Annotated in this window: 21 protein-coding genes; 13 read left to right on the plus strand and 8 right to left on the minus strand. The window is 73.1% G+C overall.

Annotated elements, in window-relative coordinates; genetic code table 11:
- Positions 1-140 precede the first annotated feature (140 nt).
- Together AB0H53_RS03740 and AB0H53_RS03745 are read right to left on the minus strand one after the other, a co-directional pair.
- Positions 141-776: a hypothetical protein gene (locus AB0H53_RS03740; RefSeq protein ID WP_362106605.1), complete on the minus strand. Its 636-nt coding sequence runs from the start codon at positions 774-776 to the stop codon at positions 141-143.
- Between the two features lie 240 nt (positions 777-1,016).
- Positions 1,017-1,739: a bifunctional DNA primase/polymerase gene (locus AB0H53_RS03745; protein WP_362106608.1), complete on the minus strand. Its 723-nt coding sequence runs from the start codon at positions 1,737-1,739 to the stop codon at positions 1,017-1,019.
- 616 nt (positions 1,740-2,355) lie between these two features.
- Here AB0H53_RS03745 and AB0H53_RS03750 point away from each other — a divergent pair.
- Together AB0H53_RS03750 and AB0H53_RS03755 are read left to right on the plus strand one after the other, a co-directional pair.
- Positions 2,356-3,834: a PP2C family protein-serine/threonine phosphatase gene (locus tag AB0H53_RS03750; RefSeq protein WP_362107207.1), complete on the plus strand. Its 1,479-nt coding sequence runs from the start codon at positions 2,356-2,358 to the stop codon at positions 3,832-3,834.
- Between the two features lie 90 nt (positions 3,835-3,924).
- Positions 3,925-5,382 carry an aminopeptidase P family protein gene (locus AB0H53_RS03755; protein ID WP_362106611.1) on the plus strand — a complete coding sequence of 486 codons (1,458 nt, stop codon included), beginning with the start codon at positions 3,925-3,927 and terminating at the stop codon, positions 5,380-5,382.
- Positions 5,383-5,440: 58 nt separating this feature from the next.
- On the opposite strand, the gene AB0H53_RS03760 is transcribed toward AB0H53_RS03755, so the two are convergent.
- Positions 5,441-5,896 (minus strand): ATP-binding protein, encoded by a 456-nt coding sequence (locus AB0H53_RS03760; RefSeq protein ID WP_362106614.1) that lies wholly within the window; start codon positions 5,894-5,896, stop codon positions 5,441-5,443.
- 192 nt (positions 5,897-6,088) lie between these two features.
- Between AB0H53_RS03760 and AB0H53_RS03765 the strand changes: the two genes are divergently transcribed.
- The 9 genes from AB0H53_RS03765 (at position 6,089) to AB0H53_RS03805 (ending at position 15,884) form a co-directional block, all read left to right on the plus strand.
- Positions 6,089-6,859 carry a hypothetical protein gene (locus tag AB0H53_RS03765; RefSeq protein ID WP_362106617.1) on the plus strand — a complete coding sequence of 257 codons (771 nt, stop codon included), beginning with the start codon at positions 6,089-6,091 and terminating at the stop codon, positions 6,857-6,859.
- Between the two features lie 95 nt (positions 6,860-6,954).
- Positions 6,955-7,686, plus strand: coding sequence for a YcnI family protein (locus AB0H53_RS03770; protein ID WP_362106620.1), 732 nt, complete (start codon positions 6,955-6,957; stop codon positions 7,684-7,686).
- Between the two features lie 48 nt (positions 7,687-7,734).
- The gene (locus tag AB0H53_RS03775; RefSeq protein WP_362107209.1) at positions 7,735-8,418 is read left to right on the plus strand and encodes an SCO family protein; all 684 of its coding nucleotides are present in this window, start codon (positions 7,735-7,737) and stop codon (positions 8,416-8,418) included.
- The gene (locus AB0H53_RS03780; protein ID WP_362106623.1) at positions 8,415-8,885 is read left to right on the plus strand and encodes a copper chaperone PCu(A)C; all 471 of its coding nucleotides are present in this window, start codon (positions 8,415-8,417) and stop codon (positions 8,883-8,885) included. Before AB0H53_RS03775 ends, AB0H53_RS03780 begins: the two co-directional genes overlap by 4 nt.
- A gap of 20 nt (positions 8,886-8,905) precedes the next feature.
- A complete protein-coding gene (locus AB0H53_RS03785; RefSeq protein WP_362106626.1) occupies positions 8,906-10,852 on the plus strand; it encodes a copper resistance protein CopC in 1,947 nt (648 codons plus the stop codon).
- Positions 10,853-10,859: 7 nt separating this feature from the next.
- Complete coding sequence (gene efeB, locus AB0H53_RS03790) at positions 10,860-12,110, plus strand: iron uptake transporter deferrochelatase/peroxidase subunit (RefSeq protein WP_362106628.1); 1,251 nt, start codon at positions 10,860-10,862, stop codon at positions 12,108-12,110.
- A 39-nt stretch (positions 12,111-12,149) separates the two neighbouring features.
- Positions 12,150-13,085, plus strand: coding sequence for a prephenate dehydratase (gene pheA, locus AB0H53_RS03795; protein ID WP_362106631.1), 936 nt, complete (start codon positions 12,150-12,152; stop codon positions 13,083-13,085).
- A 706-nt stretch (positions 13,086-13,791) separates the two neighbouring features.
- The gene (gene serS, locus AB0H53_RS03800) at positions 13,792-15,081 is read left to right on the plus strand and encodes a serine--tRNA ligase (protein ID WP_362106634.1); all 1,290 of its coding nucleotides are present in this window, start codon (positions 13,792-13,794) and stop codon (positions 15,079-15,081) included.
- Positions 15,078-15,884 (plus strand): HAD family hydrolase, encoded by an 807-nt coding sequence (locus AB0H53_RS03805; RefSeq protein WP_362106637.1) that lies wholly within the window; start codon positions 15,078-15,080, stop codon positions 15,882-15,884. The genes serS and AB0H53_RS03805 overlap by 4 nt, the downstream gene beginning before the upstream one ends.
- Positions 15,885-15,953: 69 nt before the next feature.
- Here the strand turns inward: AB0H53_RS03805 and lpdA are convergent, their stop codons facing one another.
- On the minus strand, positions 15,954-17,357 hold the full coding sequence (gene lpdA, locus AB0H53_RS03810; protein ID WP_362106640.1) for a dihydrolipoyl dehydrogenase: 1,404 nt from the start codon (positions 17,355-17,357) through the stop codon (positions 15,954-15,956).
- Positions 17,358-17,473: 116 nt separating this feature from the next.
- Between lpdA and AB0H53_RS03815 the strand changes: the two genes are divergently transcribed.
- Complete coding sequence (locus AB0H53_RS03815) at positions 17,474-18,148, plus strand: FCD domain-containing protein (protein ID WP_362106643.1); 675 nt, start codon at positions 17,474-17,476, stop codon at positions 18,146-18,148.
- A gap of 137 nt (positions 18,149-18,285) precedes the next feature.
- On the plus strand, positions 18,286-19,548 hold the full coding sequence (locus tag AB0H53_RS03820; protein WP_362106646.1) for an MFS transporter: 1,263 nt from the start codon (positions 18,286-18,288) through the stop codon (positions 19,546-19,548).
- A 127-nt stretch (positions 19,549-19,675) separates the two neighbouring features.
- Here AB0H53_RS03820 and AB0H53_RS03825 read toward each other — a convergent pair whose 3' ends face one another.
- Genes AB0H53_RS03825 through AB0H53_RS03840 form a run of 4 tightly spaced genes read right to left on the minus strand, consistent with a single transcriptional unit; the run spans position 19,676 to position 23,169 of the window.
- Complete coding sequence (locus AB0H53_RS03825; RefSeq protein ID WP_362106649.1) at positions 19,676-20,395, minus strand: ABC transporter permease; 720 nt, start codon at positions 20,393-20,395, stop codon at positions 19,676-19,678.
- 16 nt (positions 20,396-20,411) lie between these two features.
- Positions 20,412-21,323 carry an ABC transporter ATP-binding protein gene (locus AB0H53_RS03830; protein ID WP_362106652.1) on the minus strand — a complete coding sequence of 304 codons (912 nt, stop codon included), beginning with the start codon at positions 21,321-21,323 and terminating at the stop codon, positions 20,412-20,414.
- Complete coding sequence (locus AB0H53_RS03835) at positions 21,320-22,198, minus strand: ABC transporter permease (protein WP_362106655.1); 879 nt, start codon at positions 22,196-22,198, stop codon at positions 21,320-21,322. The genes AB0H53_RS03830 and AB0H53_RS03835 overlap by 4 nt, the downstream gene beginning before the upstream one ends.
- Complete coding sequence (locus AB0H53_RS03840) at positions 22,195-23,169, minus strand: ABC transporter ATP-binding protein (RefSeq protein WP_362107212.1); 975 nt, start codon at positions 23,167-23,169, stop codon at positions 22,195-22,197. Before AB0H53_RS03840 ends, AB0H53_RS03835 begins: the two co-directional genes overlap by 4 nt.
- Positions 23,170-23,699: the final 530 nt, after the last annotated feature.

Consider the following 23,699-nt stretch of genomic DNA (forward strand, 5'->3'; position numbering starts at 1 on the left):
CCCTGTCCGAATAAGACAGATCGAATTTGCGAACCGCCGATCTCTTGTTACGGTTCTGGAAGCCCGGTCGCTGGTGCATCCCCCGTCGCCAGCGACCGGGCCCTTCACTTTCTCCGGAATGAGATCTTCCGGAGGGCCGCTCAACGAGAGACCGCGTCGGGTGAGTTGCTCCCCGACCTCAGCAGCAGCGGGCTTTCCGCGTCGGCGACGCTCCCGGCGCGCCCGCCGCTCGCCGCGAACTCCGCCACCGCCGTGTACGCGCCGGCCGGACCCCGCGTCGCCTCGCGCGGTGTCTCGCACGTCCCCGGCTCGTCGTCCGCCGGCACGGCGCAACGCGTCTGCACGGTCCGGCCGCCGGGGCCCATCTGGGTGAGTACGGCGGTCAGCCCGCCGCCCGTCGCGTTGCGGTAGTACGTCCGCGCCCAGGTGTCGGGCCCCTCGGTCAGTACGCAGGTCTGGGCCTCCACGCCGTGCGGCGAGGCCAGCTCGGGCCCGCAGCGTGCGGTGGCCGCCGAGGGTGCGTCGGATCCGGCCAGAAGTCCCGGCCGGGAGGATCGCTGCGATGAGCCGGCCCGCTCCGCGACCGGGAGCGCGGGAGCGGCCCCTTCGGGAGCGGCCCGCCCGGGTGCGGTTCGCACGACCCGTTCGGGCGCCGAGGGCCCCGGTCCCGCGTCGTCCTCGCTGCCGGGGCTTCCGGCCGGTCCCGCGGCTGCCGCCAGCGGCAGCAGCGCGGTGAACACCACCACCGCCCCGAGCCCGATCATGCGGAGATTCATGGTGGGTCCCACCTGCCAACTGCCCGGGAATTCCTGATGGTGGCCCGAAGATATCGGCGAAGGAAGGGCGCCCGGTGACCCGCGCGCCCAATTCCCCGCAACCGGTCCCAGCTCAACCCGTACGAGTGACAGTGGCCGCCGGACCGGCCCCGGGCGGCGGCCCGCACCCCGGACCGAACCCCGCACCGCTCACCGCACCGCGCACCGCGGCGCCAGCCCCGGCCGGGTGCCCCGGCCGCCTCAGTACCGCAGCCGGCTCCCGCCGTCCGGGGCGGACGTGCTGGCCTCGACCAGGGCGTCCACCACCGCCTCGACGTCCGGCAGCCACGGCGACGCCGGGGCGGCGACCCGCTGCCCGCCGCTCGTACGGAGCCGGCGGCCCGGGGACGGCGCGCGCTCCCAGCGCACCTGGCCGGGGCCGGTCCATGAGGGCGGCAGCACCAGATAGCCGCCCTCCCCGTGGAACCGCAGCGAGCTGGGCACGCTGTCCTTGACGTACAGCAGCTCGCCGAGCCGTTCGAGGGTGTACGGCGCGACCAGCAGCGCCCACCGGGTGGGCGTCGCCACCACGGGGCCCAGACGCAGGCCGGCCCGGTCCAGCGCGGTCAGCGCCCGCGCTCCGGCGACGGCGGGCAGGCTGACCGCGCACGGCGCGTGTCCTCCGGTGGCCAGCACGACCGGCGCGTCGGGACGGTTGGTCCACCACCAGCGCACCATGCGCGCGTCCGTGGTGGCCGCGAGCAGCCCGGGGTCGAAGGGGTGTGCGCCGGGTACGACGCACTCGGGGTCGGGGCAGGCACAGCCGCGGCCCCGGTCACCACGACCGCCGGCCGCCTTCAGCCCGGCGCCGGGGAGCACGGGCCAGTGCCACTCGGTGGCGCAGGTGAGCGCCGCGTCGAGCTGGGCAGGCCCCCTCCTGCGCCGGAACCGGAGCCTGGGTCGCCTTCCGAGGATCTCGCGCATGAGCGCTCGTTCCTTTCCGTTGAACGCCGAGGGTCCACATCACCACACGTGATGACACATGGGTGGTTCTTCACTGTGCGTACAAGCTGGAGCATCACCGCCCTTGCCAGTGGCATGGGCCGGCCCTCGTCCGCCACGGCGGACAGCACCGCGTGGGGCCGAGCGTGGGCCGTCGTCCTGAGCCGTCGTCCTGAGCCGTGGTTCATTCGGCGCATGGCGAGGGGTGGTGCGCTCGTCGCTCGCGCCGTACCGTCGCCGTCCCGCCGGTCACGTCCCCGTGAGCATGTCCCCGCCCCACGGGGCCGGGGCCCGCCCCTCGGCGACAAGGACGCCGGGGCGCCCCTCCGGGTTCCGGGCCCGCCCCAACCGCCCCCGGCCGTCACCGGTTACGTACCCAGCCGGCCCGGGATGACGCGCCGCCCGGGAGGTGGCCCGGAAGACGGCTCCGGGGTGCCCCGGGACGCCGGCCGGGACCCCGCCCAGGACCCCGTCGTACGACGCCGCCCCGGGTGGTGCCCCTTTTCGAACGGGCTCAGTCGATCGCAAATCGCGTCCATAGGAGGCATTTTTGAGCCAAGTTAGGCCGCACGTAAACACCGCGCGCCCTCCCGTGACAATGCTGGACATCCCCTTACTTCTGCGTGTACATGTGGATGCAGTGACAGCGGCGCAGAATGACATGGGGGTTTGCGATGCTATTGAGCGAAACGCACCCGTCGAAAAGCCGGCAGCCATGAGCGCCCCCCAGGTGCCGAAAGTGGCTGGAATCGATCCAACAGTTCCCGCTCCCGCGCACACTGCGACGCCCCACCCGGGCATCCCCGCCGCGTCGGCCGCGCCCGGTGTGATGATCCAGGACCGGCTGGCCGGCTGGGTCTCCGACCTCACCACCCTGCACGAACTCACCGAACGTCTCGCCCGTACCGACTGCCTCGACGACGCCCTGCGCGAACTGCTGCACGCCGGCGCCGCCCTCGTGGGCGCCCGCCGGGGCATGGCCGTCCTCGAACCGGCCGACGGCCACGGCCCCGCCACCACCGTCGGCCTCGGCCTGGCCCACGCCGAGCTGGGCCACATCGAGACGGTGCCGCGCGGCGCCGGCCCGTACGGCCCCGTCCTCGAAGGCCTGCCCGCCGCGGTCGCCGTCCCGGACCTGTTCCGCGACGAGGACCTCGACCCGCGCCACCGGGAGGTCGCCGCCCTCCTGGGCTACGCCGCCAGTTACGCCGTGCCGCTGGTCACCGACGCGGCCGGCGGACTGGGCGCCGCCGTCTGGCTGTACGACGAGCCGGCCGAACCGGCACCGCGCCGCCGCCACCTGGTCGGCCTCTACGGGCGGTACGCCTCCGAGCACCTGGCCCGCCTGCTGGAGCTGGCCCGCAACCGCGCGACGATGGCCACCATCGCCGAGGAACTGCTGCCCAGCCGGCTGCCCCGGGTCCCCGGCGTCCAGCTCGCCGCCCGGCACCGCACCTCGCCGCGCGGCGGCGGGGACTGGTACGACGCGCTGCCGCTGCCGGAGGGCGCGCTGGGACTGGCCGTCGGTTCGGTCTCCGGGACGGGGCCCAGCGCGCTGGCCGCCATGGGGCGGCTGCGGGCCTCGCTGCGGGCGTACGCCGTGATGGAGGGCGAGGACCCGGTCGCCGTCCTGTCGGACCTGGAACTGCTGCTGCGGCTGACCGAGCCCGCCCGCTCCGCCACCGCCCTGTTCGCCTACGCCGAGCCGGCACGGCGCAAGGTGGTCCTGGCCGGGGCCGGGCACTGCCCGCCGCTGGTCACCGGGGAGCAGCGCACCGAGTACGTGGAGACGTCCCTGTCGGCGCCGCTGGGCATGCTGTCGTGCTGGGAGGCGCCCAGCGTCGACCTCGCGGTCGAACCCGGAGAAACGGTGCTGCTCTACACGGACGGCCTGCTGCGGCGCACCGGCGAGCCCATGGACCGGGCCTTCGCGCGGTTGCACGCGGCGGCGGCGACGGTACCGAAGGCCGACCGGTCCGACCCGGCCGCCGTCGCCGACCACGTGCTGCGCGCGGTGCTGCCGCAGGACACCGGCAGCGCGGAGGACGTGGTGCTGCTGGCTGTCCGGTTCGAGTGACTTACGCCCCTGTGGGCCTCTTCCGTACGACCGTACGATGGTGACGGTTCAGTGTCGTACCGAACAGGTCGTACCAACAGGAGGCGGACCGTGGCCGAAGAGCTCACCCCGGAGACCCCGGAAGAGTCCGAAGAGCCGATCAAGCAGCGCAAGAACGGCCTGTACCCGGGCGTGTCCGACGAGCTCGCGGAGAACATGAAGTCCGGCTGGGCCGACACGGAGCTGCGCGACCTGGAGCCCGTTCCGCAGGCCGCCCGCACCGCCGCCCGGCGCGCCGCGCTGTCCCGCCGCTTCCCCGGCGAGCGCCTGGTGATCCCCTCGGGGAACCTCAAGACCCGCTCCAACGACACCGAGTACGCCTTCCGCCCCTCCACCGAGTACGCCTACCTCACCGGCGACGACACCCACGACAGCGTGCTGGTGCTGGAGCCCGAGCGGGACAGCCACCGGGCGACGGTCTACCTGCTGCCGCGCTCGGACCGGGAGAACGGCGAGTTCTGGCTGGACGGCCAGGGCGAGCTGTGGGTCGGCCGCCGGTACTCCCTCGCTGAGGCGGAGCGGCGGCTGGGCATCCCGGCCGAGGACGTCCGCGAGCTGCCCGCGCTGCTGCGCGAGGCGACCGGCCCCGTCCGCAACGTCCGGGGGCACGACGCCGGCATCGAGGCGGCGCTGAGCGACAAGGTCACCGCCGAGCGCGACGAGGAGCTGCGCGTCCACCTCTCCGAGGCCCGCCTGGTGAAGGACGAGTTCGAGATCGGCGAGCTCCAGCGCGCCTGCGACTCGACCGCCCGTGGCTTCGAGGACGTCGTCAAGGTGCTGGACCAGGCGCGGGCGACCAGCGAGCGCTACATCGAGGGCACCTTCTTCCTGCGCGCCCGCGTCGAGGGCAACGACATCGGCTACGGCTCCATCTGCGCGGCCGGCCCGCACGCCACCACGCTGCACTGGGTGCGCAACGACGGCCCGGTGCGCGACGGCGAGCTGCTGCTGCTGGACGCCGGTGTGGAGACGACCACCTTCTACACGGCGGACGTGACCCGGACGCTGCCGATCAACGGCCGTTTCACCGAGCTCCAGCGCAAGATCTACGACGCGGTGTACGAGGCGCAGGAGGCCGGCATCGCGGCGGTGAGGCCGGGCGCCAAGTTCCGCGACTTCCACGACGCCGCGCAGCGCGTCCTCGCCACGAGGCTGGTGGAGTGGGGCCTGGTCGACGGTCCGGTCGAGCGCGTCCTGGAGCTGGGTCTCCAGCGCCGCTGGACCCTGCACGGCACCGGCCACATGCTCGGCATGGACGTCCACGACTGCGCGGTGGCCCGCACCGAGACGTACGTGGACGGGGTGCTGGAGCCGGGGATGTGCCTGACCGTGGAGCCGGGCCTGTACTTCCAGGCCGACGACCTCACGGTGCCGGAGGAGTACCGGGGCATCGGCGTGCGCATCGAGGACGACATCCTGGTCACCGAGGACGGCAACCGGAACCTGTCGGCCGCGCTGCCGCGCCGGTCCGACGAGGTCGAGGCGTGGATGGCGGGCCTGAAGGGCTGATCCCGCCCGGCAGTCGGCGAAGGCCCCGCACCCGGTTCCGGGGCGGGGCCCTCCTTCGTCAGCCGACCGCGAGCGGCGCGTCCGACCGCCACTTGACGATCTTGTCGAAGCTCACCACCGCGCCGCCCCGGCCGGACCTGTTCCCGATGTGGACGTGGTCGGCCAGCTCCTCGATGAGACTCAGGCCCCGGCCGCTCTCCGCCTCGGCGGGCACGGGCCTGCGGACGGTGCGCACCCGGCCCGCGGGGAAGCCCGGTCCCGAGTCCGCCACCTCGATGCGGCACTTCTCGCCGTCCAGGTACGCGGTCACCCGGAACTCCGCGCAGGCCTCCCCGGACCCGGTCCGCCCGCCGTGCTCGACCGCGTTGGCGCATGCCTCGCTGAGGGCGAGCGACAGATCGTAGGAGATGTCCGGGTCGACCCCCGCGGTCTCCATGGTGCCGAGGAGGAGGCGGCGGGCGAGCGGCACACTCGCAGCCTCGCGCCGCAAATGGAGAGACCACCAGATGCTCATGCTCCAGCCTCCTGGCTGCGGCTCGACATACCGATACGTATTGCCCCCTGCCGTGGGCCGTAAGCGCCGCGTTGACCCCGGAGCGCTCGTTCGGCGGACGCGCGTACCTCGTACGCCGGTGTATGCCGCAAAGGGTGATCTTCCGGACCTGCCGTGTGGGCGTGCGGGGGGCAGTGCGATGATGGCCCGGCCATGTCTGCCCCGTTCGCTGGTCCACGGCTGCTGAGGGCCGCGGTGTTCACCGCGGTCTGTGTCGTGCTGTCCGCGCTGGGGCATGTGCTCGCCGGCTGCGAGACCGTCCCGTGGTGGACGCTCGCCGTCGGCTTCGTCGCGGTCTACGGCGTCGCGGCGGCCCTCGCCGGGCGGGAACGGTCGCTTCCGGTGATCATCACCGCGCTGACCGGTGGCCAACTGGGCCTGCACGTCCTGTTCGCGCTCGGGCAGAACCCGCGCCTCACGGTCGGCGTCCAGGCGGACGACGCACTGGTCCGGACCGCGGCCAAGCTGGTGTGCGGCGCGGGTGCCTCCTCGCTGAGCCCCGCCGACGCCCACCGGATCCTCACCGCGGCCGGGCTCGACCCGGCCACCGCCGTGACCGGGCACGCGGGGCACGGCGCCGGACCGGCCGCCGGGCTGTGGCCCAGCCTCCCCATGGTGCTCGGGCACCTGCTGGCCGCCCTGGCGACCGGCTGGCTGCTGCGCCGCGGCGACCTGGCGCTGCTGAAGCTGGCCGGCCTGTCGGCGCGCGGCGCCACCGAGGTCACCGAGGCGGCTCTCGTACGCTCGCTGCGCGCCGCCCTCGTCCTGGCGCGCGCCCTGGTGGCCGGGCTCCAGGTGCTGCCCGTCCCCGGTCCGCGCGCCTCGCGCGCCCGGGACGACCAGCCGCCGCCCGCCGGCAACCAGACACTCCAGCACGCGGTGATCAGGCGCGGCCCCCCGGCCGTATTCCACCTCGCAGCCTGACGCGGCCCGCTCGACGGGAGTGGTGCCGCGGTGCCCGCGCGCGACCGTACGCGCGCCGGCGCACTCGCCCCCTTCCTCCCCATGGAGTGTTTGTCATGAGCGTTTCCCGTGCCGTCCCGCGTGTCGCCCTCGCCGGCGGCCTCGCCGCCTCCTGCGTCCTCCTGCTCTCCGGCACCGCCTTCGCGCACGTCAGCGTGCAGCCGCAGGGCGAGGCCGCCAAGGGCGGGTACGCGACGGTCAACTTCAAGGTGCCCAACGAGCGCGACAACGACTCGACCGTGAAGCTGGAGGTCAGCCTGCCCGCCGAGCACCCGCTGGCCTCGGTCATGCCGCAGCCCGTGCCGGGCTGGAAGGTGGAGGTCACCAAGACCAAGCTGGCCGAGCCGCTCGAGGTGCACGGCAAGAAGATCACCGAGGCCCCCTCCAAGATCACCTGGACGGCGGCCGGTTCGAAGATCGGCACCGGCGAGTTCCAGCAGTTCCCGGTGTCGATGGGCCGGTTGCCCGAGGACGCCGACCGGCTCGTCTTCAAGGCCCTGCAGACGTACGACAACAAGGAGGTCGTGCGCTGGATCGAGGAGCCCAAGGAGGGCTCCCCGGAGCCGGAGACCCCCGCGCCGGTGCTGAAGCTGTCCGAGGCGGCCGACGACCACCACGCCGGCACCGCGAAGAACGACCCCGCCAAGAGCGGCGGTACGCAGCAGAAGAGCGCGGCGCCGGCCGATGCCAGCGACACCACCGCCCGTGTCCTCGGCGTCGTCGGCATCCTGGTCGGCGCCGCCGGCGTCGCCTTCGGCGTCCTGGCCGGGCGCCGCCGGTCGGCCTGACGGGCCGCCGCAACCCAGATCCGAGAGAGAAACCCCATGCGCAACCTGATGCGCGCCGCGCGGCCCCGCCGCGCCCGGCGCACCCCGCTGATCGCGGCGGCGCTCGTCGCCGCGTCGGCCCTCACCCTGTCCGCCTGCGGCGGTGACGACGGCGCCAAGGCCGGCCCGGTCGCCGATGTGTCCGTGGCCCCGGGCAGCGAGAAGCCCGGGGCGGTCCTGGACCGCCCGTTCGAGAAGCCCGATCTGGTCCTCACCGACACCAAGGGCCGCCCGTACGACCTCCGCGAGCGCACCAAGGGCCGGCCGACGCTGGTCTACTTCGGCTACACCCACTGTCCCGACGTCTGCCCGCTGACGATGAGCAACATCGCCATCGCCAAGAAGAAGCTCCCCAAGGCCGACCAGGACAGGCTCCAGGTCGTCTTCGTCACCACCGACCCCGAACGGGACACCGCCGCCTCGCTCGCCACCTGGCTGCCCTCCGCGGGGGACCCCTCCTTCACCGGTCTCACCGGCGAGTTCGCCACCATCCAGGCGGGCGCGCGCCAGCTCGGCATCAGCATCGACCCGCCGAAGAAGGAGAAGGACGGCACGGTCGTCTCCATGCACGGCGCTCAGGTGATCGCGTTCTCGCCCAGGACCGACCAGGGCTATGTCCTGTACGGCGAGGACACCACCGCCGAGGAGTACGCCAAGGACCTGCCGAAGATCATCAAGGGGGAGAACCCGTGAACCGCCGCACCACCCTGACCGCCGCCGCCTCCGCCGTCGCCCTCGCCGGGGGCCTGGCGCTGGCGGGCTGCTCCTCCTCGTCCGACGACGGTTCCGGCAAGCCGGAGCTGAAGGTCAGCGGCGCCTTCATGCCGCAGCCCGTGTCGGACATGGCGGGCGGCTTCCTGACCATCAGGAACGACAGCGGTACCGCCGACAAGCTGACCTCGGTCACCAGCCCGCTCTCCGACGACGTCCAGATACACGAGACGAAGGACCAGAAGATGCGGCAGGTGGCGTCCTTCGACGTCCCCGCCAACGGTGAGCTGAGGCTCGAACGCGGCGGCAACCACATCATGTTCATGAACATCAAGCAGAAGCCGAAGCAGGGCGAGAAGGTCTCGGTGGAACTGCACTTCGAGAAGTCCGACCCGATCAAGGTCGAGCTTCCGGTGGAAGCCCGCAACCACAACCCGGCGAAGCACTAGGCATGGGGAACTGACACACCATGACGGCCACCGCCCCGCACCTCTGCGGCGTCCCGCGCCCGGGCCCCGGCACCGCTCCGGCACGGCCGGGGCCGCGGCGCCTGGCCACCCTGCTCGCGCTGGTGGGCGCGCTCCTCGGCGCGCTGTTCGCCGGGGCGGCCCCCGCGTCCGCGCACGCCGCGCTGACCGGGAGCGACCCGGAGGACGGGGCGGTGGTGGCCACCGCGCCCCAGCGCGTCACGCTCACCTTCTCCGAGCAGATCGCGCTGGGGGACGACGCGATCCGGGTACTGGAGCCGAGCGGCAGGCGCGCCGACACCGGTGAGGTGCGCGACATGTGCAGCGGTTCGGTCATCAGGTACGGCGTCGACCTGCGCGCGGGGCTGCCCGACGGCACCTACACCGTCGCCTGGCACGCCGTCTCGGCGGACAGCCACCCGGTGTCCGGCGCGTTCACCTTCTCCATCGGCGCCCCGTCCACGACCACTGTCGCGCTGCCCGAGCAGCCGACGGGCGGCGGCCTGGTCGGGGTGCTGTACGGGGTCGGGCGCTACGCCTCGTACGCCGGGTTCGTCCTGCTGGTGGGCGGTGCCGCCTTCGTGCTGGCCTGCTGGCGGCGCGGCGCGGCGGTGCGGCCGCTGCAACAGCTCGTCGTCCGCGGCTGGCTGACGCTGACCGCGGCGACGCTCGCCCTGCTGCTGCTGCGTGCCCCGTACACCGGGTCGGGCGAGCTCGGTGACGCCTTCGACCTGGGCGCGCTGAGGTCCGTCCTGGAGACCAAGACGGGCGCCGCGCTCACCTCGCGGCTGCTGCTGCTCGGCGCGGCGGCGCTCTTCGTCGCGGTGCTCTTCGGCGCCTACGCCCGGCGCGGGGACGACGAGGACCCCAGGGACCTCACCTTCGGGCTGGCGGTCGGGGGCGGTGTGGTCGCCACCGGCATCGCCGCGACCTGGGCGCTCTCCGAGCACGCCTCCACCGGCGTGCAGCCCGGCGTCGCGATGCCGGTCGACATCCTGCACCTGCTGGCGATGGCCGCCTGGCTCGGTGGCCTGGCCGCGCTGCTGGTCGCGCTGTACCGGGAGCCGTCGATCGAGGGGTCCGCGGTACGGCGGTTCTCGCGGGTGGCGTTCGGGTCGGTCCTCGTGCTGGCCGCGACCGGGGTGTACCAGTCGTGGCGCCAGGTCGGCTCCCTCTCCGCGCTGACCGGCACGTCGTACGGGCGGCTGCTCCTCGCCAAGGTGGCGCTGGTGGCCGTCCTGGTGGGCGTGGCGTGGGCCTCCCGGCGCTGGACGCGGCGGCTGGCGGAGACGGCGGGCGTGACCGTGCCCGGGGAGGACACGGACGCCGCGCCCCCCGTCCCGGACGAGCCGGCCGCCGGCGTGGCGGGCGAGCGGGCCGCCCAGCTCGCGCGTCAGCGGGCCGTCATGGCCACCGCCCGCAAGAGGCGCGCCCGGGACGCCGACGCCGAGCGGGCCGGGCTGCGCCGGTCCGTACTGGCCGAGGCGTCCGTCGCGGTGGTGCTGCTCGCCGTGACGACCGTCCTGACGGCGACCGAGCCGGGCCGTACCCAGGAGGAGGCCGGGCGCACCCAGGCCGCTTCGCAGGCCGCCGTGCCCGACCGGCCCGTCGACCTGCGGCTGCCCTTCGACACCGGAGCGGCCGGGGGGCGGGGCAAGGGGACCGTACGGCTCACCCTCGACCCCGGCCGCTCCGGCGCCAACGCGCTGCACGTCTTCGTGGACGGCGCCGGCGGGCGGCCCTTGGACGTCCCCGAGCTGAAGGTGTCCTTCACCCTGGAGGCACAGGCCATCGGTCCGCTGCCGGTGACACCCGACCGGGTCGCCGCCGGGCACTGGAGCAGTCCGCGCCTCCAGATCCCGATGCCGGGGGACTGGCGCATCCGGGTGACCGTGCGCACCTCCGACATCGACCAGACGACCATCGACAAGAACGTGAAGATCGGCTGACCTGACCGTGAGCGACACGACCGACGACCTCGAGATCTCCCGACGGCGGCTGCTGGGCACCGTGGGCGCGGCCGGCGCGGCCGGCCTGGTGCTGGGCGCCGCCGGTGGCGCGGCGGGCCACGCGGCCGTCGCCGGCCCCCCCGGTACGGCGCTGGCGACCGTCGGCTCGACCAGCGTGCCGTTCCACGGCCCGCACCAGGCCGGGATCACCCAGCCCCTCCAGGCGCGCGGCCACCTGGTCGCCTTCGACCTCGCGCCCGGCGCGGGCCGCAAGGAGGCGGTCGCCCTGATGCGCCGCTGGTCGGCCGCCGCCGCGCTGCTGATGGCCGGGAAACCGGCCGGCGGCGCCGACGGCGATACCGGGGTCGCCCTGGACGCCGGCCCCTCGTCCCTGACCGTCACCTTCGGGTTCGGCGCCTCCTTCTTCGACCGTACGGGTCTGGTCGCGCGGCGCCCGGCGGAGCTGGACCCGCTGCCCGCCTTCTCGTCCGACCGGCTCGACCCCAAGCGGTCCAACGGCGACCTGTGGGTCCAGGTCGGCGCCGACGACGCGCTGGTCGCCTTCCACGCGCTGCGCGCGATCCAGCGGGAGGCGGGGGCCGCGGCGAGGGTGCGCTGGGAGATGAACGGCTTCAACCGCTCGCCGGGCGCCACGGCCCGGCCGATGACCACCCGCAATCTGATGGGCCAGGTCGACGGCACCAACAACCCCCAGCCGTCCGATCCCGACTTCGACGAGCGGATCTTCGTGCCGTCGGGTGGGGCGCAGCCGTGGATGGCCGGCGGTTCGTACGCCGTCGTGCGCCGGATCCGGATGCTGCTGGACGACTGGGAGAAGCTGCCGCGAGCGCGGCAGGAGCAGGTCATCGGGCGCCGGAAGTCCGACGGGGCGCCGCTGACCGGGGGCGGTGAGACCACCGAGCCCGACCTGGAGGCGACCGGGCCCGACGGCAGGCTCGTCATCGCCGACAACGCCCACGCCCGGATCACCGCACCCGAACAGAACGGCGGGGCGGCGATGCTGCGCCGCCCGTTCTCCTTCCACGACGGGACGGCCGCGGACGGGACCCCGGACGCCGGGCTGCTGTTCATCGCCTGGCAGGCGGACCCGCTGAAGGGCTTCGTACCGGTGCAGCGCAAGCTCGACCGGGGCGACGCCCTGTCCCCCTTCATCCGGCACGAGGCCAGCGGCCTGTTCGCGGTCCCCGGCGGGCCGGCCGAGGGCGAGTACGTGGGTCAGCGGCTGCTGGAGTCATAACGCGGCGCGCCGCCGCGCCGGCGCATTAGGGTGACCGGTATGTCGGCCACTCGCTATACGTATCTCGGTCCCGAGGGCACCTTCACCGAGGCCGCCCTGCGTACGCTCCCGGAAGCCGCGACACGGGAACTCGTACCGATGGTCTCGGTGCCCGCGGCGCTGGACGCCGTGCGCAACGGGGAGGCCGCCGCCGCCCTCGTACCGATCGAGAACTCGGTCGAGGGCGGGGTGACGGCGACCCTGGACGAACTCGCCTCGGGCGAACCGCTGATGATCTACCGCGAAGTGCTGCTGCCGATCGCCTTCGCGCTGCTCGTGCGGCCCGGGACGAAGCTGTCGGACATCAAGACGGTGACCGGGCACCCGGTCGCCCAGCCTCAGGTGCGCAACTGGCTGCGCGAGCACCTGCCGGAGGCGGTGTGGGAGTCGGCCGCGTCCAACGCGGACGGCGCGCGGCTGGTGCAGGAGGGGCGGTTCGACGCCGCCTTCGCCGGGGAGTTCGCCGCGGCGACGTACGGACTGCGCGCGCTGGTCACCGAGATCCACGACGCCCAGAACGCCGAGACCCGGTTCGTGCTGGTCGGCCGGCCCGCCCGGCCCTCCGCCCCGACCGGCGCGGACAAGACGTCGGTGGTCCTCTGGCTGGGCGACGACCGCCCGGGCGCGCTGCTGGAACTGCTCCAGGAGTTCGCGGTGCGGGGCGTCAACCTGATGCTCATCCAGTCCCGGCCGACCGGTGAGGGCATCGGCAACTACTGCTTCGCCGTGGACGCCGAGGGCCACATCTCCGACCGGCGCGTCGGCGAGGCGCTGATGGGCCTGAAGCGCATGTGCCCCAGGGTGCGCTTCCTGGGGTCCTATCCGCGGGCGGGTGTCGCGCCGGAGGACCTGCGCGAGCCGCGCCCGGGCACGTCGGACCCGGCCTTCACCGCCGCGTCCGACTGGCTGGCCCGGTGCCTGGACGGCCGGGCCTGAGCGACCCGCGGGAGCCGCGGGACCTGGTGGCGAGCCGGCCGGGTGCGGGCCGTCCGCCCCGCGGTGCGGGCCGCCCGGCGGTGGTGCCGGCCGTGCGGTGCGGGTGCGGCGCCGGGCGCCGGAGGGGGCGGGGCCGGCGTACCCGGCTCACTCCGCCCACTGCCACCGGAAACCCGCCCCCGGGTTATCCACAGGGCGGCTTCTCGACCTGGGGACAAGTCGACACCGCAGGCGGACGGGAACCGGCGAAGTCGACAAAGCGCCCATCCCGCACCCGCTCACCGCCCGGCGCCCACCAGCCGGAGAGGGCCCCGCACGTCACCCCGTTTCCCGCGATCAACTCCATGGAGTGGGGATTTCCCACCCGAATGAGTGGGTGGGGTGGGTTTGGGCGGCGAATTCCGCGCCCCGCACCCACCCTCGTAATGATCAATTCCGGAGTCCACAGATCTTTCACACAGCCTGTGGATAACTTATGGGCCATCCATCCCCCTGTGGACAACCTCCGCCAAGTTCCCGGCGGGACAAGGGCACTGGAGTCGCGGCCCGTTTGACGGTGGCCCTTTCCGGCGGTGACGACGGCCTTTGCCGACCGGCGGCGGGGGGAATCACCGACACCCTTCTGCCATTCCGGCATTTCGGTCAAAACGACACGCACAGCGATATCGGGTGGGGTGCGCCGAACCCGCCCCGGTAGCCTGGTGGGGTGATTGACCTTCGCCTGCTCCGTGAGGACCCCGACCGTGTTCGCGCCTCCCAGCGCGCCCGTGGAGAGGACGTCGGCCTCGTCGACGCCCTGCTCTCCGCCGACGAGCGGCGCAGGTCGTCCGGCGTCCGCTTCGACGAACTGCGCTCCGAGCAGAAGGCGCTCGGCAAGCTCATCCCCAAGGCGTCTCCCGAGGAGCGCGCGCAGCTCCTCCAGCGGGCCGAGCAGCTCAAGGCCGACGTCAAGGCGGCCGACGCCGAGCAGCACGAGGCCGACGACGAGGCCAGGCGCCTGCTGCTCCAGCTCGGCAACCTGGTCCACCCGGACGTGCCGGTCGGCGGCGAGGAGGACTTCGTCGTCCTGGAGACGCACGGCACCGTCCGCGACTTCGCCGCCGAGGGCTTCCGGCCCAAGGACCACCTGGAGCTCGGCGAGGCGCTGGGCGCCATCGACGTCGAGCGCGGGGCCAAGGTGTCCGGCTCGCGCTTCTACTACCTGACCGGCGTGGGCGCGCTGCTGGAGCTGGCCCTGGTCAACGCGGCCATCGCGCAGGCGACCGAGGCGGGGTTCGTCCCGATGCTCACCCCGGCGCTGGTCCGGCCGCGCGCCATGGAGGGAACCGGCTTCCTCGGCCAGGCCGCCGAGAACGTGTACCACCTGGAGAAGGACGACTTCTACCTGGTCGGTACGTCCGAGGTGCCGCTCGCCGCGTACCACATGGACGAGATCGTCGACGCGGACAAGCTGCCGCTGCGCTACGCCGGCTTCTCCCCGTGCTTCCGGCGCGAGGCCGGTACGTACGGCAAGGACACCCGTGGCATCTTCCGCGTCCACCAGTTCGACAAGGTCGAGATGTTCTCGTACGTCGCTCCGGAGGAGGCCGAGGCCGAGCACCAGCGGCTGCTGGAGTGGGAGAAGCAGTGGCTGACCTCCCTGGAACTGCCGTTCCAGGTGATCGACGTGGCCACCGGCGACCTGGGCGCCTCCGCCTCGCGCAAGTACGACTGCGAGGCGTGGATCCCCACGCAGGGCAAGTACCGCGAGCTGACGTCGGCGTCGAACTGCGACAGCTTCCAGGCGCGCCGGCTGTCCGTCCGGATGCGTGAGGACCGCGACGGCAAGAAGGCCGTGCAGCCGCTGGCGACGCTGAACGGCACCCTGTGCGCCGTGCCGCGCACCATCGTGGCGCTGCTGGAGAACCACCAGCAGGCCGACGGCTCCGTGCGGGTACCGCCGGTCCTCCGCCCCTACCTGGGCGGACGCGAGGTCCTGGAGCCCCTTTCCCCGTGACCTCCTTCCCCTACAAGCTGGTCGCGACCGACCTGGACGGGACGCTGCTGCGCTCCGACGGCACGGTCTCGTCCCGCACGCGTGACGCGCTCGCCGCCGCGACGGCGGCGGGCGCCGCGCACATCGTGGTCACCGGCCGCGCCGTCCCCTGGACCCGGCACATACTCGACGACCTGGGTTACGACGGCCTCGCCGTCTGCGGCCAGGGCGCGCAGGTCTACCACGCGGGCGAGCACCGGCTGCTGACCTCGGTCACCCTGGACCGCCGGCTGGCCGGCGTCGCCCTGGCGAAGCTGGAGGCCGAGGTCGGTCCGCTGGCCCTGGCCGCCAGCCGGGACGGTCTCGACGGGGAGGTCCTGGTCGGCCCCGGCTACCGGGTCCACGAGGGCCCGCTGCCGTCCGTGCCGTTCGAGAACCCGGACGACGTGTGGGCCGCCCCCCTCAACAAGGTGTACATCCAGCACCCCGAGCTGGACGACGACACCCTGACCCGGGTGGCCCGCGAGGTGGTCGGCGGGCTGGTGGACGTGGTCATGGCCGGCGCGGGCGTGGTGGAGATCCTGCCGCTGGGCCTCAGCAAGGCCACCGGCCTGTCCCTCGCGGCCCGCCGGCTGGGCCTGAGGGCGGCCGACACGATCGCCTTCGGCGACATGCCGAACGACATCCCGATGTTCGCCTGGGCTACGCACGGCGTGGCCATGGCCAACGCCCACGACGAACTGAAGGCCGTTGCCCAGGAGATCACCGCCTCCAACGAGGACGACGGCATCGCCGTCGTGCTGGAGGAGCTGCTGCGGCGCTGACGCGCCCGCACCGCCGGTGTCCGGCGGCGCGGTGCCCTGTGCGGCGCCGCGCCGCCCGGCCCGTACGGGTCAGAAGTTGATCATGTGGCCGGCGAGCCCGTGCACGGCCTCCTTGACCGCCTCGCCGAGTGTCGGGTGCGCGTGGACGTTCCGCGCCACCTCGTGGACCGTGAGGTCCCACTGCTGCGCCAGGGTCAGCTCGGGCAGCAGCTCGGTGACGTCCGGGCCGATCAGGTGGGCGCCGATGAGCTCGCCGTACTTGGCGTCGCTGATGAGCTTCACGAAGCCGGTCGTCTCACCCAGCCCGTGCGCCTTGCCGTTCGCCGTGAACGGGAACTTGGCGACCTTGACGTCGAAGCCCTTCTCCCGAGCCTGCGCCTCGGTCCAGCCGAAGCTGGCGATCTGCGGCTGGCAGTAGGTGGCGCGCGGGATCATCACATGGTCCAGCTCCATCGTCTCGGCGTCCGCGATGGTCTCGGCGGCGATGACGCCCATGGCCTCGGCCGTGTGCGCGAGCATCAGCTTCGCCGTCACGTCGCCGATGGCGTGGATGTGCGGCACCGACGTCCGCGCGCGGCCGTCGACGTCGATGGCACCGCGCTCGGTGAGCCGCACCCCGGTGGCCTCCAGGCCGTAGCCGGTGACATTGGGCGCGAAGCCGATCGCCTGGAGCACCTTGTCGGCCTCCAGCACCCGCTGCTCGCCGTCCTTGCCGGTCACGGTGACCCGCACCTGCTCACCCGACTCGTCGATCGTCTCGACCCGGGTGGAGGTCAGGACGTCGATCCCGAGCTTGCGGTACTGCTTCGCCAGCTCCGCCGAGATGTCCGCGTCCTCCATCGGCGCGATCCGGTCCAGGAACTCGACGATCGTGACCTTCACACCGTAGTTGTGCAGGACGTACGCGAACTCGATGCCGATCGCGCCCGCGCCCGCGATCACCACCGACCGCGGCAGCTCCTCGGTGAGGATCATCTCCTCGTAGGTGACGACGCGTTCGCTGCGCCGCGTGCCCGGCAGCAGCCGGGGCGTGGCGCCGGTGGCGATGACGCAGTTGTCGAACGTGATGGTGGAGCTGCTGCCGTCGGACTGGGCGATCCGGAGCGTGTGGGCGTCCAGGAAGGTGCCCCGGCCGGTGAACTCCGTGATGCCGTTCTTCTTCATCAGGTAGTGGACGCCCTTGACCCGCCCGTCCGCCACCCGGCGGCTGCGCCGGAACGCCTCGCCGTAGTCGAAGGAGACCTCTCCGTCGACCTTGATGCCGTACGTCTTGGCCTCGTGCGTGAAGAGGTGGGCCAGCTCGGCGTTGCGCAGCAGCGCCTTCGTGGGGATGCAGCCGACGTTCAGGCAGACACCGCCCCAGTACTTCTCCTCGACCACCGCGACCCGCTTGCCGAGCTGGGCGGCGCGGATGGCGGCCACGTAGCCGCCGGGGCCTGCTCCGAGTACGACGACGTCGAAGCGGTCTGACATGGCTTACTCCCGAGGTTGTGAGCGTGTGGTCGCAGACCAGCCCACAGTAATCGTCCGGGCAAGTTGTAGGATGACTGGGCAACCGGATGTTTCAGGACCGATGGAGGAACCGGCGGATGGCGTTGCGGGCGGCGGGACGGACCTCCCTGGTGGACACGGTGGTCGAACAGCTTCGCGGCCAGCTCGCGGACGGCACATGGGCGGTCGGGGACCGCATCCCCACCGAGCACGACCTCGCCGGTCAGCTCGGTGTCGGCCGCAACACCGTCCGCGAGGCGGTCCGCGTCCTGGTCCACGCCGGCCTGCTGGAGTCCCGCCAGGGCAACGGCACCTTCGTCCGCTCCACCGCCGACCCGGCGGCCGTGCTGCGCGGGGTACGGGCCGCGGGCGCCCTGGACGTCCTGGAACTGCGGATCGCCCTGGAGGCCGAGGCGGCACGTCTGGCGGCGGTGCGGCGGGACACCCATGACCTGCTGCGGCTGCGCGCCGCGCTGACGACCCTGCGCGAGGAGGGCGACCGGGACGCGGACGCGGACATCGCCTTCCACCGCGCGGTGGTCGAGGCGACCCACAACGCCGCGTTCACCGAGGTGTACCGGTTCTTCTCCGTCCAGGTGCACGAGAGCCTCGTGGACTCGCTCGGTGACCACGCCATGCCGGCCATCGACCTGGCGGCGCACGAGGCGCTGGTGGCGGCGGTCGAGGCGGGTGACCCGGACGCGGCGGCGAACGCGGTCCGCGAACTGCTGCGCGTCCCGATGGAGACGGTCAGGGCCATCGTCGGCCGCTGATCCCGCTGGATACCGGTGCCGCCGCGCCGTGGCGGTGCCGCCACTCGGTACGGGTGCGGCCGTGCCGGGGCGGTGCGGCGGCGCCGTACCGGTGCCGTCGCGCAGCCCCCCATGTGTCGTTGAGAAAGGTGCTCGTCTTGTCACGCCCGGATGCCGATCAGTTGCTGCTGGACGCGGAGGCCGGTGTCCGGCCCTCGCCGGAGGGCGCCGACGCGCGACGGGAGTCGCTGGCGCGTCCGGTGCTGCTCCTGGTGGGGATCGTGCTCGCCTCACTGAACATGCGGGCGGCCCTGGCCAGTGTGTCGCCGCTGGTGGGCGAGATCAGCGACGCCTTCGGCCTGACGTCCACCGCCACCTCCCTGGTGACCTCGGTGCCGGTGCTCTTCCTGGGCCTGGGCGCGCTGGTCGCGCCCGCGCTGGCACGGCGGTTCGGCACCGAGGTGGTGCTGCTGGGCACGCTGGTGCTGCTCGCCGCCGGGATCCTGGTGCGGGTGCTGCCGTCGGTGTACGCGCTGTACGGCGGCGGGGTGCTGGCCGGCACGGCCATCGCCCTGCTCAACGTGCTGATGCCCGGCCTGATCAAGCGGGACTTCCCGGACCGGGCCGCCTCGATGACCTCCGTCTACACGGGTGCCATGATCACCGGCGCGACGGTCGTGGCGGCCGCGTCGGTGCCGCTGGAGAAGGCGTTCGGCGGGAGCTGGCGGGCGTCGCTGGCATGCTGGTCGCTGCTCGCACTGGTGGCCGCGGTGGCCTGGCTGCCGCAGGTGCTGATCGCGCGCGGCCGCACCGGCCACGAGCCGCGGGCCACCCCGGCCCCGGGCACCGGCCGCGCCGTCTGGCGCTCGCCGCTGGCCTGGCAGGTCACCCTCTTCATGGGGCTGCAGTCCCTGTGGTCGTACGTGCTGATCGCCTGGCTGCCGACGATCCTCACCGACCACGGCATGAGCCGCTCCACGGCGGGTGTCGTCTTCGCCTTCAACAACCTCGTCCAGGTGGCGGGCGCCTTCGGTGTGCCCCTGCTCGCCGGCCGGATGCGCGGCCAGCGTTCACTGGTCGCCCTGGTGACCTCACTGGTGGCGATCGGGTACGCCGGGCTGATGGTGGCCCCGGTGCCGGGCGCGTGGCTGTGGGCGGCGGTGCTGGGTGTCGGGCAGGGCGGCGCGGTGGGGCTGGCGCTGACGTTGATCGTGCTGCGCAGCGGGGACGCGGTGACCGCGTCGCGGCTGTCCGGCATGGCACAGACGGTCGGCTATCTGCTGGCCGCGGCTGGCCCGTTGGCGGCGGGCGCGGTCCATCAGGCGACCGGCGGCTGGACGGTGCCGATCTGCCTGGTTCTGTGCGTGTGCGCGGCGGCGCTGGTGGTGGGCCTGCTGGCGGCCGGTGACCGCAAGGTGTGACCACCGGAGCCCGCCGGCCCGCCCGCCCCGCCGTCGCGGGCGGGCGCGGGCCCGGTGGCCTGGGACCGGTGGCCGAAGGGCCCCGCACGCGCGCGTGCGGGGCCCTTCGCGCGTTCGCGGCGCCGTCCTACTCGTCGGCCGCCGGGGTCAGCGCGCGCAGCTTCTGGCCCGCGTACCAGGTGGCCGCCACCGTCACCGCGGCCAGCAGCACCGCCGCCAGCGGCAGGCCCACGTCGGAGGCGACCAGCCCCTCGCCGCTGACCTTCTCGGCCACGGCGAGGGCCCACTGCTGGACGCTCAGGGTCCGCGCTCCGGAGATCAGGCTGCCGAACAGCGCCTCCCAGACCAGCGCGTACACCAGCCCGATGACGACCGCGTGCCGGCTGACCGTGCCCAGCAGCAGGAACAGCGCGCTGTACGCGATGGAGGCGACCAGCGCGGCGACGGTGTAGGCGACCGCCACCTGCTGGCCGTTGCCGTTGAGGATGAGCCCGGCGACCAGGGTGGGCACGGCCGAGAAGGCCATGGTCACGGCGATGGCCACGATCAGCTTGGTGAAGATGATCGTGGGCCGCTTCACCGGCTTGGCCAGCAGGTAGACGATCGAACCGTCGTCGATCTCCGGGCCGATCGCGCCGGTCCCGGCGATGACGCCGATCAGCGGCACCATCGTGGCGAGCGCGAACCCGCCCAGGACGTCCGCCGCGACCTGGTCGTCGGCGCCGTTGAAGCCGCGGATGGCGGCCGCGATGAGCAGCAGCAGGCCGGGCAGGACGAACAGGATGGCGGCCCGGCGGCGGCCGAGCAGGGCCCGGTAGGTGAGCCGGGCGACCGTGGGGTTGTACATGAGTCGAAGGTTCCCTTCAGGCCGCGACGAGGTACGAGAAGACCGACTCGAGGGACTCGTCCGAGGGCGAGACCGTCAGCAGCCGGATGGAGTGCGCCCGGGCGACCTTCGGCAGCAGTTCGGTGAACCGCCCGAAGTCCACCGCCTGGATGCGCAGCGCGCCCTCCGTGACGTCCACCTCGATGCCGGCCGTCGACGGGTCGGCGATCAGCGCGGCGGCCAGCGCCCGGTCGTCGCTGGAACGCACCAGGTAGCGGTGCGGGCGATCGGTCATCAGCCGCCGGATCCGGCGGAAGTCGCCGCTCGCCGCGTGGCGCCCGGCGACGATCACCTCGATGTGGGAGGCGAGCTGCTCGACCTCCTCCAGGATGTGGGAGGAGAACAGGACCGTACGTCCCTCCGCCCCCATCCGCCGCAGCAACTCCATCAGTTGCATGCGCTGCCGCGGGTCCATGCCGTTGAACGGCTCGTCCAGCAGCAGCACCGACGGTTCGTGCACCAGGGCCGAGGCCATCTTCACGCGCTGCCGCATGCCCTTGCTGTACGTCGCGATCTTCCGGTCCTGCGCGTACTCCATCTCGACGGTGGCCAGCGCCCGTTGTGCCTCCTGGGCGCCCAGCCCGTGCAACTCGGCGTTGGCGACCACGAACTCACGGCCGGTGAGGAAGTCGTACATCGCCTCACGCTCGGGCACGACGCCGATCTGCCGGTAGACGGACTCGTTGCGCCAGATCGGCCGCCCGTCGAGGGTGACCGTGCCGGTGGAGGGTGCCAGGAAGCCGCCCATCATGTTGATCAGGGTGGACTTCCCGGCGCCGTTGGGCCCGAGCAGGCCGGTGACGCCCGGCCCTATGGTCATGGTGATGTCGTTGACGGCCACGACATTGCCGAACCAGCGGGACGTGTGGTCGATGTTCAGGGTGGTCACAGCCCGGCCTTTCGGTAGCGGCGCATCAGGACGGCGTACGAACCGGCGACGAGCGCCAGGACGACCAGCAGGTAGACCACGCCGGCCGCGGCGTCCGGACCCGCCTTGCCGGGGAACGAGGACGTGGCACCCAGGAAAGCGGTCTGCACGCCGTCGATGAGCGTGATGGGCGAGAAGAGACCGAGCCACTTCACGGCGCCCAGCGAGTCGGTGCTCCAGGCGATGGCCTGGACGGTGGAGACCGCGCCGTACGAGATCGTCAGGGCGGCGATGACGGCGGCGACGCCGAAGCCGCGGCGCGGCGTCAGCGCGGCCATGACCAGGCCGATCCCGCCGAAGAGGACCGAGAGCAGGGCCACCGAGACCAGTCCCTGCGCGAAGCCCGCGCTCTGGTCGGCGAAGTCCATCTTCGCCAGCAGGGAGCCGATGAAGAGGATGACCAGCGGTGACGCGGTGAGGATGAACAGCGCCGACGCCATCGCGCCGTACTTGGCCAGCACGTAGTCGACGCGCTCGATGGGCCGGGAGAAGTACAGCGGGATGGTCTTGAAACGCAGGTCGCGGGAGACCGACTGGGGCGCCTGGGCGGCCACGTAGAGCCCGATGACGGCCTGCGTGACGATCGCGTACCGCGTGTAGTCCAGCGGCAGGTCCTTCATCTTGGTCGTCACGGCCACCGCCACCAGGATCAGCGCGGGGACGCACATCACCGCGTAGAGGATCATGGGCAGCACCTTGGACTTGGCGCTGCGGCCCAGTCCGTAGGCCCCGCGCAGCGACTGTGAGAACAGCGAGCGGCGCGCGTAGGCGCGGCCGAGGCGCGGCCCGTCGTAGTCGCGGTAACCGATGTTGTGGATCTGGGTCTCGGTGCTCACCGGGCCTGCACCTCCATGGCGGCCTGGGCCGCTGCCTCCGCCTCCGGGCGGAAGACCTCGGCGATGTGGTGACGGCGCTGTTCCATCCGTACGAGGCCGAGCCCCAGTTCGGCGACGGAGTCGCGCACGATGTCGTACGTCTCCTCGCCGGTCGCCTCCAGCAGCAGGACGTGCCCGGCGCCCGGCAGCCCGTCCTCCAGGCGCGCGTGCAGGGTGACGCCGGCGGCGGTGAGCGCGTCGCGCAGCGCCGCCGTGCCGTCGGGGTGGCTGTCGGTGTCGGTGACCTCGACCGCGAGAGTGGCGGTGAGCTGGGTGAAGTCGCTGGTGGAGCTGGAGCGCAGCAGCCGGCCGCCGTCGATGACGACGACGTGGTCGCAGGTCCGTTCCAGCTCGCCGAGCAGGTGGGAGGTGACCAGGACCGAGATGCCGAAGTCCGTGTACACCCGGCGGATCAGGCCCAGCATCTCGTCCCGGCCCACCGGGTCCAGGCCGTTGGTGGGCTCGTCGAGGAGGACCAGTTCCGGGTCGTGCACCAGGGCCTGTGCGAGCTTCACCCGCTGCTTCATACCGGTCGAGTAGCCGCCGATGGGGCGGTACCGCTCCTCGTACAGGCCGACGTGGCGCAGGGTGTCGGCGGTGCGCTCGCGCGCCGCGGTGGGCGGCAGGCCGGACATCCGCGCCATGTGGACGACGAACTCGGTGGCCGAGACGTCGGGGGGCAGACAGTCGTGCTCGGGCATGTAGCCGACCCGCTCGCGGATGGCGGCGCCACTGGTGGCGACGTCCAGGCCCAGGACCTCGGCCCGGCCCTCGGTGGCGGGGGACAGACCCAGCAGGATCTTGATCATGGTGGACTTGCCGGCTCCGTTGGCACCCACCAGTCCGGTCACACCGGGCCCGATGTCCAGGGAGAGCCGGTCGAGCGCGGTCACCCGCGGGAACCGCTTGCTGAGGCTTTCGGTGGCGATCACAGTCACGCTTCGACGCTAGTGGCGCGAACCACAGCGGTCGTCAGACCTGACGGCTGGATCGGCGTCCGACTCCAGGCGTACGGGACCCGTAAGGGTGGCGCCCAGGGAGGGTTTTCCACCGGCCGTGCACTCCTCTTGACGCAGCCGCCGGGCACAGTCACATTCATCAGTGTCACATCGCGCACGTGTACCGCTCATCCGACCGGGACGGACTGGTGGCATGACCTCGGCGGTGACGACCGGCCCCGGCGCCGCGTTCCCCGGGCCTGCGGGGAGTGCGCCGCGCCGCCCGGGCGAGCGCCACCGAAGCGAGCGCCGCCCGGCCCCGGCCGGGAGTGGCCGGGCAAAGGGCCCGGAGGCGGCGCGCGTGGCCGCGTCCGGCCCCGGTGCGTGGGGGCCGGGCGACGGCATCGGGTACCCGGTCCGTCCGGGCCCGGCCCGGTGGCCGGGCGGCTCCTCGCCGACGTGGCGGAGCACCGGGCCGGGGCGCGCCGCCGGCCACCGGCGTCCGTGGCCACCGGCTCCCGGTC

The sequence above is a fragment of the Streptomyces sp. NPDC050856 genome, from assembly GCF_040653855.1.
GTDB lineage: Bacteria > Actinomycetota > Actinomycetes > Streptomycetales > Streptomycetaceae > Streptomyces.

Excerpts from the sequence above, each read along its gene's own strand:
- AB0H53_RS03815 (WP_362106643.1), top strand. The coding sequence starts at position 17,474 with ATGGCGTTGCGGGCGGCGGGACGGACCTCCCTGGTGGACACGGTGGTC.
- AB0H53_RS03745 (WP_362106608.1), bottom strand. The coding sequence starts at position 1,739 with ATGCGCGAGATCCTCGGAAGGCGACCCAGGCTCCGGTTCCGGCGCAGG.
- AB0H53_RS03825 (WP_362106649.1), bottom strand. The coding sequence starts at position 20,395 with ATGTACAACCCCACGGTCGCCCGGCTCACCTACCGGGCCCTGCTCGGC.
- AB0H53_RS03770 (WP_362106620.1), top strand. The coding sequence starts at position 6,955 with ATGAGCGTTTCCCGTGCCGTCCCGCGTGTCGCCCTCGCCGGCGGCCTC.
- AB0H53_RS03760 (WP_362106614.1), bottom strand. The coding sequence starts at position 5,896 with ATGAGCATCTGGTGGTCTCTCCATTTGCGGCGCGAGGCTGCGAGTGTG.
- pheA (WP_362106631.1), top strand. The coding sequence starts at position 12,150 with ATGTCGGCCACTCGCTATACGTATCTCGGTCCCGAGGGCACCTTCACC.
- lpdA (WP_362106640.1), bottom strand. The coding sequence starts at position 17,357 with ATGTCAGACCGCTTCGACGTCGTCGTACTCGGAGCAGGCCCCGGCGGC.
- AB0H53_RS03785 (WP_362106626.1), top strand. The coding sequence starts at position 8,906 with ATGACGGCCACCGCCCCGCACCTCTGCGGCGTCCCGCGCCCGGGCCCC.
- AB0H53_RS03765 (WP_362106617.1), top strand. The coding sequence starts at position 6,089 with ATGTCTGCCCCGTTCGCTGGTCCACGGCTGCTGAGGGCCGCGGTGTTC.
- AB0H53_RS03775 (WP_362107209.1), top strand. The coding sequence starts at position 7,735 with ATGCGCGCCGCGCGGCCCCGCCGCGCCCGGCGCACCCCGCTGATCGCG.
- AB0H53_RS03750 (WP_362107207.1), top strand. The coding sequence starts at position 2,356 with ATGCTGGACATCCCCTTACTTCTGCGTGTACATGTGGATGCAGTGACA.
- AB0H53_RS03740 (WP_362106605.1), bottom strand. The coding sequence starts at position 776 with ATGAATCTCCGCATGATCGGGCTCGGGGCGGTGGTGGTGTTCACCGCG.